General features: G+C 57.1%; 13 protein-coding genes. 6 read left to right on the top strand and 7 right to left on the bottom strand.

The genetic code is table 11. The features are described from left to right. The first annotated feature begins 2 nt into the window (after window positions 1-2). Window positions 3-2,858 carry a valine--tRNA ligase gene (locus tag ACMGGP_RS01195; RefSeq protein WP_010671782.1) on the top strand — a complete coding sequence of 952 codons (2,856 nt, stop codon included), beginning with the start codon at window positions 3-5 and terminating at the stop codon, window positions 2,856-2,858. 76 nt (window positions 2,859-2,934) lie between these two features. Beyond that, the gene (locus ACMGGP_RS01190; protein WP_498798056.1) at window positions 2,935-3,447 is read left to right on the top strand and encodes a GNAT family N-acetyltransferase; all 513 of its coding nucleotides are present in this window, start codon (window positions 2,935-2,937) and stop codon (window positions 3,445-3,447) included. On the opposite strand, the gene ACMGGP_RS01185 is transcribed toward ACMGGP_RS01190, so the two are convergent. The 4 genes from ACMGGP_RS01185 to rraB all read right to left on the bottom strand — a co-directional run bounded on the left by ACMGGP_RS01185 (window position 3,442) and on the right by rraB (window position 7,169). Beyond that, complete coding sequence (locus ACMGGP_RS01185) at window positions 3,442-4,227, bottom strand: histidine phosphatase family protein (RefSeq protein WP_167423621.1); 786 nt, start codon at window positions 4,225-4,227, stop codon at window positions 3,442-3,444. The genes ACMGGP_RS01190 and ACMGGP_RS01185 overlap by 6 nt on opposite strands. A 10-nt stretch (window positions 4,228-4,237) precedes the next feature. Then, a complete protein-coding gene (locus ACMGGP_RS01180; RefSeq protein ID WP_167423622.1) occupies window positions 4,238-5,566 on the bottom strand; it encodes an OprD family porin in 1,329 nt (442 codons plus the stop codon). A gap of 370 nt (window positions 5,567-5,936) precedes the next feature. Continuing rightward, on the bottom strand, window positions 5,937-6,698 hold the full coding sequence (gene miaE / locus ACMGGP_RS01175) for a tRNA isopentenyl-2-thiomethyl-A-37 hydroxylase MiaE (RefSeq protein WP_010671789.1): 762 nt from the start codon (window positions 6,696-6,698) through the stop codon (window positions 5,937-5,939). Window positions 6,699-6,752: 54 nt separating this feature from the next. Beyond that, window positions 6,753-7,169: a ribonuclease E inhibitor RraB gene (rraB, locus tag ACMGGP_RS01170; RefSeq protein WP_010251675.1), complete on the bottom strand. Its 417-nt coding sequence runs from the start codon at window positions 7,167-7,169 to the stop codon at window positions 6,753-6,755. Window positions 7,170-7,329: 160 nt separating this feature from the next. Between rraB and argF the strand changes: the two genes are divergently transcribed. The 4 genes from argF (at window position 7,330) to ridA (ending at window position 10,522) form a co-directional block, all read left to right on the top strand. Next, window positions 7,330-8,337 (top strand): ornithine carbamoyltransferase, encoded by a 1,008-nt coding sequence (gene argF, locus ACMGGP_RS01165; protein ID WP_167423623.1) that lies wholly within the window; start codon window positions 7,330-7,332, stop codon window positions 8,335-8,337. Window positions 8,338-8,650: 313 nt separating this feature from the next. Then, window positions 8,651-9,586: an aspartate carbamoyltransferase gene (gene pyrB, locus ACMGGP_RS01160; RefSeq protein ID WP_010251681.1), complete on the top strand. Its 936-nt coding sequence runs from the start codon at window positions 8,651-8,653 to the stop codon at window positions 9,584-9,586. Window positions 9,587-9,598: 12 nt separating this feature from the next. After that, on the top strand, window positions 9,599-10,063 hold the full coding sequence (pyrI, locus tag ACMGGP_RS01155; protein WP_010251684.1) for an aspartate carbamoyltransferase regulatory subunit: 465 nt from the start codon (window positions 9,599-9,601) through the stop codon (window positions 10,061-10,063). Window positions 10,064-10,135: 72 nt separating this feature from the next. Further along, a complete protein-coding gene (ridA, locus tag ACMGGP_RS01150; RefSeq protein WP_010251687.1) occupies window positions 10,136-10,522 on the top strand; it encodes a 2-iminobutanoate/2-iminopropanoate deaminase in 387 nt (128 codons plus the stop codon). Between the two features lie 76 nt (window positions 10,523-10,598). Here the strand turns inward: ridA and lplT are convergent, their stop codons facing one another. From lplT to ACMGGP_RS01135, 3 genes are all read right to left on the bottom strand, one after another. Continuing rightward, complete coding sequence (gene lplT / locus ACMGGP_RS01145) at window positions 10,599-11,789, bottom strand: lysophospholipid transporter LplT (protein WP_010251689.1); 1,191 nt, start codon at window positions 11,787-11,789, stop codon at window positions 10,599-10,601. Further along, window positions 11,786-13,936 carry a bifunctional acyl-ACP--phospholipid O-acyltransferase/long-chain-fatty-acid--ACP ligase gene (gene aas, locus ACMGGP_RS01140; protein WP_010671792.1) on the bottom strand — a complete coding sequence of 717 codons (2,151 nt, stop codon included), beginning with the start codon at window positions 13,934-13,936 and terminating at the stop codon, window positions 11,786-11,788. The genes lplT and aas overlap by 4 nt, the downstream gene beginning before the upstream one ends. 90 nt (window positions 13,937-14,026) lie before the next feature. Next, entirely contained in the window at window positions 14,027-15,415 is a 1,389-nt protein-coding gene (locus ACMGGP_RS01135) for an efflux transporter outer membrane subunit (RefSeq protein ID WP_033770886.1), read from the bottom strand.

Below are 15,415 nucleotides of genomic sequence, written 5' to 3'. Positions count from 1 at the left end.
AAATGGAAAAGACATATAACCCGCAAGATATCGAGCAGCCGCTTTACGAGCATTGGGAAAAGCAGGGCTACTTCAAACCGAATGGCGATACCAGCCAGGAAAGCTTTTGCATCATGATCCCGCCGCCGAACGTCACTGGTAGCTTGCACATGGGTCACGCCTTCCAGCAAACCATCATGGACACCATGATCCGTTACCAGCGCATGCAGGGGAAAAATACCCTGTGGCAGGCCGGTACTGACCACGCGGGCATCGCCACGCAGATGGTAGTTGAGCGCAAAATTGCGGCTGAAGAGGGCAAGACGCGCCAGGACTATGGCCGTGATGCGTTCATCGACAAAATCTGGCAGTGGAAAGCAGAGTCCGGCGGCACCATCACCCGCCAGATGCGCCGTCTGGGCAACTCCGTCGACTGGGAGCGCGAGCGCTTCACCATGGACGATGGCCTTTCCAACGCCGTGAAAGAGGTGTTTGTTCGCCTCTATAAAGAGAACCTGATCTACCGTGGCAAACGCCTGGTGAACTGGGATCCAAAACTGCGTACCGCAATCTCCGACCTGGAAGTGGAAAACCGCGAGAGCAAAGGCTCGATGTGGCATATCCGCTATCCGCTGGCTGACGGCGCAAAAACCGCCGACGGCAAAGATTATCTGGTGGTCGCCACCACGCGTCCGGAAACCCTGCTGGGCGATACCGGCGTCGCCGTTAACCCGGAAGATCCACGTTACAAAGATCTGATCGGCAAATTTGTGATGCTGCCGCTGGTTGGCCGTCTTATCCCTATCGTTGGCGACGAACATGCCGACATGGAAAAAGGCACCGGCTGCGTCAAGATCACCCCGGCGCATGACTTCAACGACTATGAAGTCGGCCGTCGTCACAAACTGCCGATGATCAACATCCTGACCTTCGACGGCGATATCCGCGATCGTGCTCAGGTGTATGACACCAATGGCGAAGCCAGCGATGCCTGTTCCGATGAGATCCCGGCGGCTTTCCAGAACATGGAACGCTTCGCGGCGCGTAAAGCGATTGTTGCCGCTGTCGATGAACTCGGCCTGCTTGAAGAGATCAAACCCCACGATCTGACCGTGCCCTACGGCGACCGTGGCGGCGTGGTTATCGAGCCGATGCTGACTGATCAGTGGTATGTGCGTACCGCACCGCTGGCGAAAGTCGCGGTTGAAGCCGTTGAAAACGGCGACATCCAGTTTGTACCGAAGCAGTACGAAAACATGTACTTCTCCTGGATGCGCGATATTCAGGACTGGTGTATCTCCCGTCAGCTCTGGTGGGGTCACCGCATCCCGGCGTGGTATGACGACAACGGTAACGTCTACGTCGGCCGCACCGAAGACGAAGTGCGGGCTGAGAACAACCTGGCCGCCGACGTCGCGCTGCGTCAGGATGATGACGTGCTGGATACCTGGTTCTCCTCAGGTCTGTGGACCTTCTCCACCCTGGGCTGGCCAGAAAACACCGAAGCGCTGCGTACTTTCCATCCGACCAGCGTGCTGGTCAGCGGCTTCGACATCATCTTCTTCTGGATTGCCCGCATGATCATGCTGACCATGCACTTCATCAAAGATGAAAACGGCAAACCACAGGTACCGTTTAAAACCGTCTACATGACCGGTCTGATCCGTGATGAAGAAGGCCAGAAGATGTCGAAATCCAAGGGCAACGTGATTGACCCGCTGGATATGGTCGACGGCATTTCACTGGAAGCGCTGCTGGAAAAACGCACCGGCAACATGATGCAGCCACAGCTGGCGGAGAAAATCCGCAAACGTACCGAGAAGCAGTTCCCGGACGGCATCGAGCCATCAGGCACCGATGCGCTGCGTTTCACTCTGGCGGCGCTGGCCTCTACCGGTCGCGACATCAACTGGGACATGAAGCGCCTGGAAGGCTATCGCAACTTCTGTAACAAGCTGTGGAACGCCAGCCGCTTTGTGCTGATGAACACCGAAGAGCAGGATTGCGGACAGAATGGCGGTGAAATGACGCTGTCGCTGGCAGATCGCTGGATCCTGACCGAGTTCAACAACACGGTGAAAGCGTACCGTGAAGCGCTGGATAGCTACCGTTTCGATATCGCGGCTAACCTGCTGTATGACTTCACCTGGAACCAGTTCTGCGACTGGTATCTGGAGCTGACCAAGCCGGTCATGAACAGCGGCAGTGAATCTGAACTGCGTGGCACCCGTCATACGCTGGTTCACGTGCTCGAGGCGCTGCTGCGTCTGGCGCATCCGATCATTCCGTTTATCACTGAAACCATCTGGCAGCGCGTGAAGGGGCTGAAGAATATCAGCGACGACACCATCATGCTGCAGCCTTTCCCGCAGTACGATGCGGCGAAAGAAGATGCCGAAGCGAAAGCGGACATCGAGTGGATGAAACAGGCGATCGTGGCGGTGCGTAATATCCGTGCCGAGATGAACATCGCACTGAGCAAGCCGCTGGATGTGCTGCTGCGTGACTGCTCGCCTGCGGCACTGCGTCGAGTTGAAGCCAACCGCAACTTCCTGTCGCGCCTGGCGCGTCTGGAAAGCCTGACCATTCTGCCTGCGGGCGAGAAAGGTCCGGTGTCGGTGACCAAACTGGTTGAAGGTGCAGAGCTGTTGATCCCGATGGCGGATCTGGTGGATAAAACCGCCGAGCTGGAGCGTCTGGCGAAAGAGCTGGTTAAGCTGGATGTAGAAATCGAGAAGATCGAGACCAAGCTGGCGAACGAAGGCTTTGTTTCGCGCGCCCCGGAAGCGGTGGTGGCGAAAGAGCGCGAACGCGTAGCGGACCTGCAACAATCAAAAGCAAAACTGATTGAACAGCAGGCGGTCATTGCGGCATTGTAAGCGTCTTAGCTGACAGCTTATTCATAAAGCCGGGCTTGCCCGGCTTTTTTATTGACCTCGTACAAATCCGGAAGAGATGATGACGACCAGCGCCACCCCGCGTATTGACCTCCAGGTGCGGCCGATTACTGCCGCCGATAATCCGCATATCGCCCAGGTGATCCGCGACGTTTCCGCGGAGTTCGGCCTGACGGCTGACAAGGGCTACACCGTTTCCGATCCGCAGCTCGACCAGCTGTTTGAGCTCTACAGTGCAGAACAGAGCGCCTACTGGATTGTTGAGTATCAGGGCAAGGTGGTCGGCGGCGGCGGTGTTGCGCCGCTCGCCTGCAGCGCGCCCGATATCTGCGAACTGCAAAAGATGTACTTTCTGCCGGAGGTGCGCGGTCAGGGTCTGGCTCGCGAACTGGCGCTGCGGGCGATAGAACATGCACGCAGCCACGGCTTCCGTCGCTGCTATCTGGAAACCACCGCCAGCCTGACGCGGGCCATTAAACTTTATGAGTCACTCGGCTTCGAGCATATCGACAGCGCGATGGGCTGCACAGGCCATGTCGATTGCGAAGTGCGTATGTTGCGGAAGTTATAAGCCGCGCTCTACGTAACTCATATCGTTGATGGATTCAATCACGAACTCTCCGCTGTCGGTATAGCGCAGCCGGGTTACGCTCGCATTGTCCAGCGTCTGGTTTAACGACGTATCGCCAAGCGCCTGCAGTAGCGCTGTAATCGCCAGGCCATGCGTGACCACCAGAACGTTACCGCCGCCCTGCTGCCGGGCCTGCTGCGCTATCTCAGTCAGGCTATCGACCATTCGCTTCGCAACCTGCTGATAGCTTTCGGCCATGCCTGCTGATTTAATGCCTCTCAGTGCCGGCGTGCCTGACGCTTCCGCCTGCCGGATAGCGTCTATGATCCTGTCGACATGAACCTTGCCTTTGCCATAGGCCTCCATTAGCGCCGTATCGGATGCAAATCCCAACTGATGGGCGGCATCGTTCAACATATTATTATTCAGATCGCCCTCATACAGGCCAAAGCCCACTTCCCGCAATTCCCGGCGTTCGTTCAGCGGCAGCGGCGTTTTCCATGCCTGCATCACAAGCTGCGCGGTTTCTCTCGCTCTGCCAGAATCGCTGGACCAGACGGCAATAAACGGGGTCGTCTGCAGACCGCGTCCCAGCTTTTGCGCCACCTCCACGCCCGCTGGCGTTAGCGGAGTATCTGCCCATCCCTGCGCGCGATGCACCGTGTTGAACATCGTTTTACCATGCCGCGTAACGTAGAGAGTGACATCGGCGGCAAAGGCTTCGCCTGCGACAGCCCCAACCACAATAAGAATCAGCAACGCTTTAAAAATTCTTTTCATCGTATTTTCCTTATCTGAACAGATTTAATTTATATTCAACCGCGATCTCTGCAGAAAGGCTGGGAGAACGCATATATTTTCCTTGCGCATTAAAAACCGGCGTTTCTTTATTATTCTTATATGACCAGCCATAACCGAATAGCGTAAAGACCGATAAATCCTTCAGGACCGGATGGGGTTCGATGAAGCGGTTTATGAGCGCGACTTCCCCCGAACGTATACGCGTATTACGATAATTAAACTGTCCATAGTTAATCTGAAACCCGCTAAAAATGCCTTTTGAAATTTCAAATTCCGTCTGCGACACCAGCGCCAGTTCTTTATCACGGGTATAATCTTTTCCGGAAGAGGTCAGGGCGTTGAAACGTCCACGGGTATTTTTTGTCAGCGGGCGCACATAATATCCCACCGCATTATGTTTGGGTGCCGAAGTCCAGGCGGCAGCGAATTTCTGTGTCCATCTGTCGTTAATCCAGTCTGCTTCACCGACATAGTGCCACGCGTGGTTATCGAACGATCTTTTGCTGGCCGCCATGCTTTTATAATTTTCCAGCCCCTGACTGCCATAAATTTGAGAGGACAAGCGCCAGTCCGGCGAGAGCGAGTAATTCGCTTCGATAACATGACGCCGCTGGTAGGCTTCCGCTTCGCCAAATGCGTAGGCGAGACGTCCGCGATCAGCGGTATAGCTCAGTGCGCCGGTATAGATCGCATTAATTTTTCGTCGGTCCTGGGTTTGCAGGGCAAGACTCTTCGGCGAGTCGTGGCGAAGCGTTTTGGTCACGTAAGCCAAATCCAGCCGTATCTTCTGCACGTTCAGCGCGCCGCTATAGCCTGAGTAACTGTTGCGTGACAAGCGGTCCGTGGTGGTCAGCACGCCGATGTTTTTTAACTCCTGCCAGCCCGCTTTTCCTTTAAATCCCGCATTCGCGTCCCCCAGCTTCACTTTCAGATAGCGTTCACCAAACTTGCTGAAGCCGTGCGCGTCAGCTTTTTGCTGATGACCGCCGCTGTCGTAAAGCAGGCCGCGCGTGGCAAAGTAATCGCTGGCTCCCAGCCTGATCGCTCGGGTATAGGTTGCATCGAAACCCAGCCAGTCCCACTGATAGCCGGAACGAAAATTCAGGCTTGCCGCCTGTCCCCAGGCATTATGAACAGCGGTAGGCTGCGCTTCATTTTCCTTGAGATACTTCCAGTGATTACGCAGTCTGAGATCGAGTTGCGAATCACGCAGGAAAGCAGTGTCAGAGAACGATAATGCGTCGGAAAAGTCAGCCCATGCGCCAGATGGCTGCAAAAACAGTAAAATAAATAACGGAATACCGCGCTTTCCCCTCATGTTAATGACTCCTTCCATTAAATGCTTATTAGCAAAACTGGACGCCAAAAAAAAGTCGCTGATTCTTTTCCCCGGCTATACCCGGTGCAAAAAAAAACCTGATTCACAACCCTCTCTGGCAAAGAGGCGTTATGAATCAGGTTTTGCTTGAAAAATAACAATCCTAATCCGGCAAAAGCACTATAGTTATTCCGCAAAGAAAAAACAGAAGAGATAAAATATTTTGTGAGGGGTCACTCAAATTATATTTTTCGGAGGTAACGCGTTCATATTAGATTAACAGTTAATACTTATCTTTTTATTATTAATAAAATCAACCCGGTTCAATATAAAAAATAAACGGCCATCGTAAGAGCGCCGTTTACTCTAATCAGAACGCCGGTACGCCGCTGTGAAAGCGTAATTCGTTGTCGGGTTCGCTAATTAACCGCCCTTCTGTTGCCCCAATCACCTGCACCCGCGGCGTGATATCTCTGGTGGCAATCTGCGCCGCCAGGGTTAAATAGTCCTGATAATGCCGCGCCTCTGAGCGCAACAGCGACAGATAGAACTTCGCCAGTTCATCATCAAGATAAGGAGCCAGACTGGCGAAACGCTCGCAGGAGCGCGCCTCGATGTAAGCGCCGCATATCAGCTTATCCACCAGCGTTTCCGGTTCATGGGTGGTGACTTCGCGCAGCAGCGATTTGGCATAGCGGCTGGAGGTGATCTTCTGATAGACCAGCCCGCGCGACTGCATAATTTCCCACACCTGATAGAAGTGATGCAGCTCCTCTTTAATCAGCAGCACCATCTTCTCCACCAGCTCATCCGCCCACGGCAGCGCATTGCGCACGATGATACGTTTTGTCAGGTTCTTATGGGCGTTGATAAAGTCGCTGTCGCCATCTTCGCGGAAGATAAAATCTTCATAAGGTTTCAGCCACGCCAGAATGGCGTCGCCACTGGGTTTGTCGGCAACATATTTGCGGATCAACCACACCGCGGTCTGCGCGGCTTTCAGTTCGCACACCAGATGGTCGGTTAACAGCAGGGTCAGATTTTCCGGCTTGCGCGCCTCATCAATCCAGGCCTGTGGCGTGCGGCAGTGCAGAAACTGATAGATAGGTTCAAGTAAGGGTGCGTAGTTCATGATGTTAAAACAGGTGGCAGGGGTGACAGGCGGAGAACTCTCCGCCCCGGCTACTTAGTGGCGAATACCATCATCATCTTCATCTTCGATGGCGTCGTCATCTTCATCTTCGGCATCGGGATCTTCAAAATAGGTGCCCCAGCCGTCGTAATCGACGTTGTACTTACCAATCAGGTTCACCAGCTGCTCAACCTGCACATCGATCAGTTCAGGCTTCAGGGCGGATTCGCTGATGATGTCTACGCACATCACGGTGGTGCCATCTTCCAGCTCCAGCTCTTCCGGCTCGGTCACTTCATAACCCAGCTTGAACGCATCAACGGCCGCTTTTTCCAGCGAATCAAAATTATTGCATGAGAGATGGTGCTCGATGGTATAGAGCGCATCAGGATCGCTGCCATCCTCCAGCAGCTCTTCAATAATCTGCCGCGTCTCTTCCTGCTGCTCTTCCAGTAATGCTTCATATGCCATGACGATATCCTCTCTGAGTTCGGCAATAATCAATTATTTTCCCATACTGCCCGTCGCGCCACTACACAAAACGAAAAGTTTATTAGCCCTGCACTTGAAAATGCATATTCATACGGTTAGATTGAATTTTAATTCACTTTAATGATTACCGGAGTGTTGTATGAGTCAGCTGTATCAGCGCCATTTCCTCAGGCTTCTGGATTTTACGCCCGCCGAGATTGATCACCTGCTTACCCTTTCCGCTGAATTGAAACGGGCGAAAAAAAGCGCCCATGAAGTGCAGCATCTGAAAGGTAAAAACATCGCGCTCATCTTCGAAAAAGACTCGACCCGTACCCGATGCTCTTTCGAAGTTGCCGCTTACGATCAGGGTGCGAACGTCACCTATCTTGGCCCGAGTGGCAGCCAGATCGGCCATAAAGAGTCGATGAGCGACACCGCGCGGGTGCTGGGCCGGATGTATGATGGCATTCAGTATCGCGGTTACGGTCAGGAACTGGTGGAAACGCTGGCGGAACATGCCGGTGTGCCGGTGTGGAACGGCCTGACCACCGAGTTTCATCCGACCCAGCTGCTGGCCGATCTGCTGACCATGCAGGAGCATCTGCCGGGCAAAAAACTCAGCGAGATGACGCTGGTTTATGTAGGTGATGCGCGCAACAACATGGGCAACACCATGCTGGAAGCCGCCGCACAGGTGGGGCTGGATCTGCGTCTGGTGGCACCAAAGAGCTGCTGGCCAGAGGAGCAACTGGTGGCGCAGTGCCGTGAAGCCGCGCAGCAGACCGGCGGGAAAATCACCCTCACCGAACATATTGCCGACGGCGTGAAAGGCGCTGACTTTATCTACACCGATGTCTGGGTGTCGATGGGCGAAGCCAAAGCGGTGTGGGCCGAGCGTATCGCGCTGCTGCGTGACTATCAGGTGAACCGCGCGATGCTCGATCTGACCGGCAACCCGCAGGTTAAATTCCTGCACTGTCTGCCCGCCTTCCACGACGATCAGACCACGCTGGGCCAGCAGATGGCAGAGCAGTACGATCTGCCCAACGGCATGGAAGTGAGCAACGAGGTATTTGAGTCACCACACAGCATTGTGTTCGACCAGGCTGAGAACCGGATGCACACGATTAAAGCGGTAATGGTGGCCACGCTGGGCCAGCGCTGACCGACGGATGTGACACGGGCTGATGCTGCCAGGGAGCGCTGATACTCAGCGATTCATCCGCCTGACCTGGCCCGGCCTCCGATCGGCCAGGCAGGCGCAAACGTTTTCCTCTTGCTGCCCCACCGCGAACGGGTATAATGCGGCCCAATTTGCCGGAGGAAATATGCTACAGCACAGCGGACAATTTGACGCTCAATCACGCCTGACCGCAGGCGGTGCTACTGTTTCTTTCGGTCATCGACCCGATCTTAAAAAAGCCCCTTAAGCAGGGGCTTTTTTTTGTCCGCAATCCGGCCGCGCAGAGGAGAAAGCTATGGCTAACCCGCTATATCGCAAACACATTATTTCAATTAACGACCTCAGTCGTGAAGAGCTGGAACTGGCGTTGCACACCGCCGCAAAGCTGAAAGCCCACCCGCAGCCGGAACTGCTGAAGCACAAGGTTATCGCCAGCTGCTTCTTTGAGGCGTCGACCCGTACCCGCCTGTCGTTTGAAACCGCCATTCATCGCCTCGGCGCGTCAGCGGTGGGCTTTGCTGACGGCAGTAATACGTCGCTGGGCAAAAAGGGCGAAACCCTGGCCGACACCATTTCAGTGATCAGCACCTACGTCGATGCCATTGTGATGCGTCACCCGCAGGAAGGCGCGGCGCGGCTGGCGACCGAATTCTCCGGTGGCATCCCGATTCTCAACGCCGGTGACGGCGCGAACCAGCATCCGACCCAGACGCTGCTTGATCTCTTCACCATTCAGGAGACGCAGAGCCGTCTTAATCAGCTGAATGTGGCGATGGTCGGCGACCTGAAGTATGGCCGCACCGTGCACTCCCTGACCCAGGCGCTGGCGAAGTTTGACGGCAACCGCTTCTTCTTTATCGCGCCCGATGCGCTGGCGATGCCGGCCTATATCACCGACATGCTGGATGAGAAGAATATCAGCTGGTCACGTCACGACAGCTTTGAAGAGGTGATGCCGCAGCTCGATATCCTCTACATGACGCGGGTGCAGAAAGAGCGGCTCGATCCGTCAGAATATGCCAATGTCAAAGCGCAGTTCATTCTGCGCGCCGCCGATCTCGCTACGGCGCGAGACAATATGAAGGTACTGCACCCGCTGCCGCGCATCGACGAAATCACCACCGATGTCGATAAAACCCCGTATGCCTGGTATTTCCAGCAGGCGGGTAACGGCATCTATGCGCGCCAGGCTCTGCTGGCACTGGTTTTAAACAGCGAACTCGCCCTGTAAGGAGATACCCCCATGACGCAGGACAACAAACTGCAGGTCGAAGCGATCAAACGCGGCACGGTCATCGACCATATTCCGGCGCAGATCGGCTTTAAATTGCTCTCTCTGTTCCGGCTGACCGAAACCGATCAGCGCATTACCATTGGCCTGAATCTGCCCTCGGGCGAGATGGGCCGCAAAGATCTGATCAAGATTGAGAACACCTTTCTCACCGACGATCAGGTCAATCAGCTGGCGGTCTATGCGCCCCATGCCACGGTAAACCGCATCGACGACTATGAAGTGGTCGCGAAGATCGCCCCGACGCTGCCGGACCACGTTGAACGGGTGCTGACCTGCCCGAACAGCAACTGCATCAGCCGCAGCGAGCCGGTCTTCTCCAGCTTTGCCGTGAAGCAGCGCGCCGACGATGTGCATCTGAAGTGCAAATATTGCGAAAAAGAGTTCGCCCGCCATGTGGTGCTGGGTCACTGGTAATCGCCCTGCCCGACCTTATAATGGGCAACACCGGCGGCATCGCCGCCTGACGACGTAATCAAAGGAGCAATGATGTCTCGTGAAATCAGTACTGAAAAAGCCCCTGCCGCTATCGGCCCCTATGTTCAGGGTGTCGATCTGGGCAGCATGATCATCACCTCTGGCCAGATCCCGGTGGATCCGGCGACCGGCCAGGTGGCGGATGACGTTGCCGCACAGGCGCGTCAGTCACTGGAAAATGTGAAGGCGATTGTTGAAGCAGCAGGTCTGAAGGTCGGCGACATCGTGAAGACCACGGTGTTCGTAAAAGATTTAAATGACTTCGCCACGGTCAATGCGGCTTATGAGGCGTTTTTCACCGAGCATGAAGCTCACTTCCCGGCGCGTTCCTGTGTCGAAGTGGCGCGTCTGCCAAAGGATGTGAAGATCGAAATCGAAGCGATTGCCCTTCGTCGCTAATCTCCGTTGTTAACATCTATTGTTAACGAGGGCGCCCGCCTCTCTCCGGCTATCCCGGAGAGAGGCGGTGAATCGCTTAACGCTTAGCCGGACGCCACAGCCACAGCAGCGCTATCGCCAGCGCAAACAGCACGCCAAAACCGACGCCCGTCGCCACCGCAGGGGCACCCGCCTTGATCGCCAGCGTATAGAGCCCCAGCATGATCAGCATGGCGCTGTTCTCACCCAGATTCTGCACCGCAATCGCATTACCTGAACCGACGCTCTCTTTGCCCCGCGCCTGCAGCAGTGCATTCAGCGGCACCACAAAGAAACCGCCCAGCGCGCCAATCAGCATCAGCACCAGATAGGCATTCAGCAGAGAATGCTGCAGCGCGAAGACGACGACCATCACACCAATCAGCACACCGGCTGGCATACAGCGACGCACCGTTTCAAGCGTCACCAGCTTCGCCGCCGCCGCCGCCCCAATCACAATCCCGATCGCCACCATGGCATTCAGGGTCGTTGGCGTGGTGTTGTCACTGATGCCCAGCGCCACCGGCACCCACAGCACCAGCAGAAAACGCAGCGTCACGCCTGCGCCCCAGAACAGGCTGGTGCCGAGCAGCGAGAAGCGCGTCTCCGCATCACGCCATAGCAGCGCGGCAGCACTGAAAAAACTGCGTACCATCATACCCAGCTGCCAGCTCTGACCAGGACGCGCCGCCTGCAGTTTCGGGATAAACAGGTTGGCCACCACGGCAATGCCGTAGGTCAGCGCACAGATCCCCAGCGCCGCCAGCAGATGCCAGTCAGCCAGCATCCCACCCGCCACTGAGCCGAGCAGAATGGCGGCGATGGTCGATCCCTCCATCAGCCCGTTGGCTTTCACCAGCTTCTCGCCGTGAGTGATCTCACCGAGGATGCCATATTTAGCCGGAGAGTAAGCGGCTGCGCCCGCGCCCACCAGGGTATATCCGAGGAAGGGGTTGAAGCCGAAGCAGATCACCAGCGCGCCCAGCAGCTTCAGGCTGTTGGCGAGCATCATCACCCGCCCTTTTGCCATGCTGTCCGCGACCTGACCGACAAACGGTGCCAGCAGAATGTAGGCTGCGACAAAGAGCATCTGCAGCACCGGCTGACTCCAGTCGGGATAGAACTGGCTTTTCAGTACGGCCAGCGTGGCAAACAGCAGCGCGTTATCGCCGAAGGCCGAAAAGAACTGGGCGATAATCACGGCGATCATGCCGCGTGACATCAGCGGCGCATTACGATCAAGGCTCATGCCTGCTCCTCTTCCGCCATTTTTTTCAGCGTGACGTAATCGGGTTTACCGCTGCCCAGCTGCGGCAACTGCTTCATCACCCGGATATCACGCGGCAGCGCCAGTTCTGGCGCACCCAGCTCGCGGGCCGCTTTCTGCAGGCTGTCGCGCGCCAGTTCAGCGTCGGTGGTGAACAGCACCAGCGCCTCACCACGCTGACCATCCGGGCGCAGCGAGGCGGCATGTTGTTTGTCCGGCGACGCTTTCAGAGCGATCTGCTCGACGATCTCCAGCGACACCATCTCACCGGCAATCTTCGCGAAGCGTTTGGCGCGCCCCTGAATCTGGCAGAAACCGCCGTCATCAAAGCTGACGATATCACCCGTGTCATACCAGCCCGCTTCCTGATTGCCTTCGCCATCGTCGGCGACCGGCACTTCCAGCACGCCTGGATTCTCAACCCGCAGATAGCCCTTCATCACGTTCGGTCCGCGCAGTTGCAGCCGTCCGCCCTGCTCAATGCCCGGCACCGACATCAGCCGCGAATCCATGCCCGGCAGAATGCGTCCGACGGTGTGCGCCTTCGCCGCCATCGGCACGTTAATCGCGACCACTGGCGCGCATTCGGTTACGCCGTAGCCTTCAAGAATGCGAATGCCATACTTCTCCATGTAGAGCTGACGGGTGTTCTCCTGCAGCTTCTCCGCCCCCGCCACCACATAGCGCAGGCGGGCAAAATCATAGGGCGCGGCAAAGCGCGCGTAGTTGCCGAGGAAGGTCGAGGTGCCAAACAGCACGGTGCAGTTGCGGTCATAGACCAGCTCCGGCACGATGCGATAGTGCAGCGGGCTGGGATAGAGGAACACCTGCGCGCCGGTCATCAGCGGCGTAAACAGCCCGACGGTCAGACCAAATGCATGGAACAGCGGCAGCGCCGACATAAAGCGGTCGCGCGGGGTGAAGTCGGCGATGGTACGAATCTGTTCGACGTTCGCCAGCAGGCTTTTATGCGAATGCACCACCCCTTTAGGATTGCCTTCCGAGCCGGAGGTAAACAGTACCATCGCGGCGTCTTCCGGCTGCTGGGGCAGCTGTGCGCGATGCGGCATCAGCAGATGGGCGACGATCCACAGTTTGTCCTTACTGGTCACGGTATCTTTCAGATCTTCCAGATAGATCCACTGCACATCATCGAGCCCCTGCGGCAGATGCCACAGGTTGCCTTTGTCCAGGAACTGGCGCGACGTGAAGACCGTTTTGATCTGCGCGGCGGTCAGTGCCGCCCGCATGCCGTTCACGCCCGCCGTATAGTTGAGCATCGCCGGAACACGTCCGCGCAGGGATGCCCCGAAAATCGCCGCCGCCGTGACGGTGGTATTGGGCAGCAGCAGTCCTACCACTTCGCGCGGCTGGCTGTAGCGCTCCAGAATACGGCCCACGCCCAGCGCCTTCTTCAGCAGTCCGTTGTAGCTGTCGGGTTTGAAATTGACATCTTCGATGCAGCGCTTAAACGCGCCATAACGCGTACGCGCCGCCAGAAATGCCTCAAACAGGGTTTCACGCGGACGCACCGCCATGCGCGCTTCCATCATCACATGATGCAGATGCTCACCGGCCAGCACGCGCCGATCGCGCGCCCGTTTCGCCTCCGGCATCGGAATGCGGGTGGCGGGCAGAATCGTCAGGGTGATGCGCGGGAACAGGCGACGTTTAAACACGCCCGCCAGACGACCAAACGGCGTGTACTCTGCGCCTTCAATGCGCATCGGCACCACATTCGCGCCCGAACGCGCCGCGACAAAACCCGCCCCGCTGTAGATCTTCATCAGCGATCCGGTGACGGTAATACGTCCTTCCGGGAAGATCACCACCGGACGGCCACTGTCGATCAGCCTGACCAGCTGTTTGAGCGCCATGGGTTTGGTGGGATCGAGCGGTACATAGTCGATAAAGGGTTTAACCAGCCGCATAAACCAGCTTTCGCTGATGGTCGAATAGACCGCATAGACCGGCTTAATCGGCAAAAATAGCGCCAGCAATATGCCGTCGAGAAACGACATATGGTTCGGCGTGATCAATACCTTCTGCTTATGCAGTTCGGCGACGTCGCCACGCAGTTCGACCCGCCATAACAGGCGAAATATCAGGCGCAATAGTGTGAAAACCATGCCGGCTCCTTAGCATCGTGAAAATAGCCCCTCACGATGCAGGATTTGACGCGGTTCGACAACAGAATTATCGGTAACCTGACGCCGCCTTCAGGGTGCCTGCCAGCCACCGCCGAGTGACGCAATCAGCGCCACACTGCTGACCCACTGCGTGCTCTGCAGCGTCAGCAAACTCTGCTGCGCACTCAGGCGGCTGTTTTCGGTGGTCGCCACATCCAGATACGTAATCATGCCCGCCTCGTACTGCAAACGGGTTACCCGCGCAGAGGTCTGCGCCGCGTCGGTGGCGCGCTGCTGCGCGGCGATCTCACCCTGCAGCGTGTTCAGCTCCACCAGCTTATCTTCCACCTCCTGCATTGCGGTCAGCACCGTCTGACGATAGGTCGCAACGCTGGCATCCCAGCCCGCTCGTGCCTGATCGACCTGTGCTGCGGTCGCACCAAAATCCAGCAGCGTGCCGCTCAGCTCCGGCCCCAGCGACCAGACGCGATTCGGCAGCGAGAAGAGCGAATGCAGCACGGAAGAACTGACGCCACCGCTGGCGCTCAGGGTCAGGTCGGGATAGTAACCGGCCACCGCCACGCCCACCGCAGCATTGGCGGCGGCCATGTTACGTTCGGCGTAAGCAATGTCGGGACGGCGCTGCAACAGCTCGCCCGGCAGGGCTGCCGGAATCGCGGGCAGCGTGGCCGTCAGCGGCGCGGCGGTCAGGCTGAATTCAGCGGGTGCTTTGCCGACCAGCAGCGCAATGGCGTGCTCCATCTGTGCACGCTGCCACTGATAATCCTGCGCCGAGGCGCTGGCGCTCTCCAGCTGCAGCTGCGCCTGAGCCAGGGTGGCACGCGACGCGGTGCCCGCCTGATACTGGCTGGTAATCACTTTCAGATAGCGCTGATAAGCATCAACGCTCTGCTGATAGAGCGCGATTTTCTGATCCATGATGCGCAGCTGGAAATAGTCCTGCGCCAGTTCAGACTGGGCGCTCAGGGTGATATTGGCCAGTTCCGCCGCGCTGGCCGAGGCGCTGGCGCGGTTCTCCTCCAGCGTGCGTCGCAGTTTGCCCCACAGATCCAGCTCCCAGCTGGCGCTCAGCTCCGCCTGATGGCTGCTGCTGGTGGTGCGAACGCTGCTGTCAGTCGCGTGGCTGCCGCTGCGCGTCGCGCTGCCGTCATAGCCCAGCGAGGGAAACAGCGCCGCGCGTGACTCACTCGCCAGCGCCTGTGCCTGCCGGTACTGCGCGGCATAATTCGCCACGTTCTGGTTCGAGATGCTCACCTGGTTCAGCAGGCCGCTCAGGGTGGCGTCGTGATAAACCGCCCACCATTCGCCTTTGCTTTGCGCATCAAGCGGCGTCGCCTGCTGCCAGCCTCTGGCCTCTTTATAGTGGACCGGCATCACCATCGCGGGGCGCTGATAGTCGGGACCGACGCTACAGCCGCCCAGCAGCAGCATCACAACAAAGGGGATAAGCGGTTTCAT

It is taken from the genome of Curtobacterium sp. BNK-1 (assembly GCF_048685235.1).
In the GTDB taxonomy this organism is placed as follows: domain Bacteria; phylum Pseudomonadota; class Gammaproteobacteria; order Enterobacterales; family Enterobacteriaceae; genus Pantoea; species Pantoea agglomerans.
Note: the sequence above shows the minus strand (reverse complement) of the source record. Positions and strands in the feature narration are given on the sequence as shown.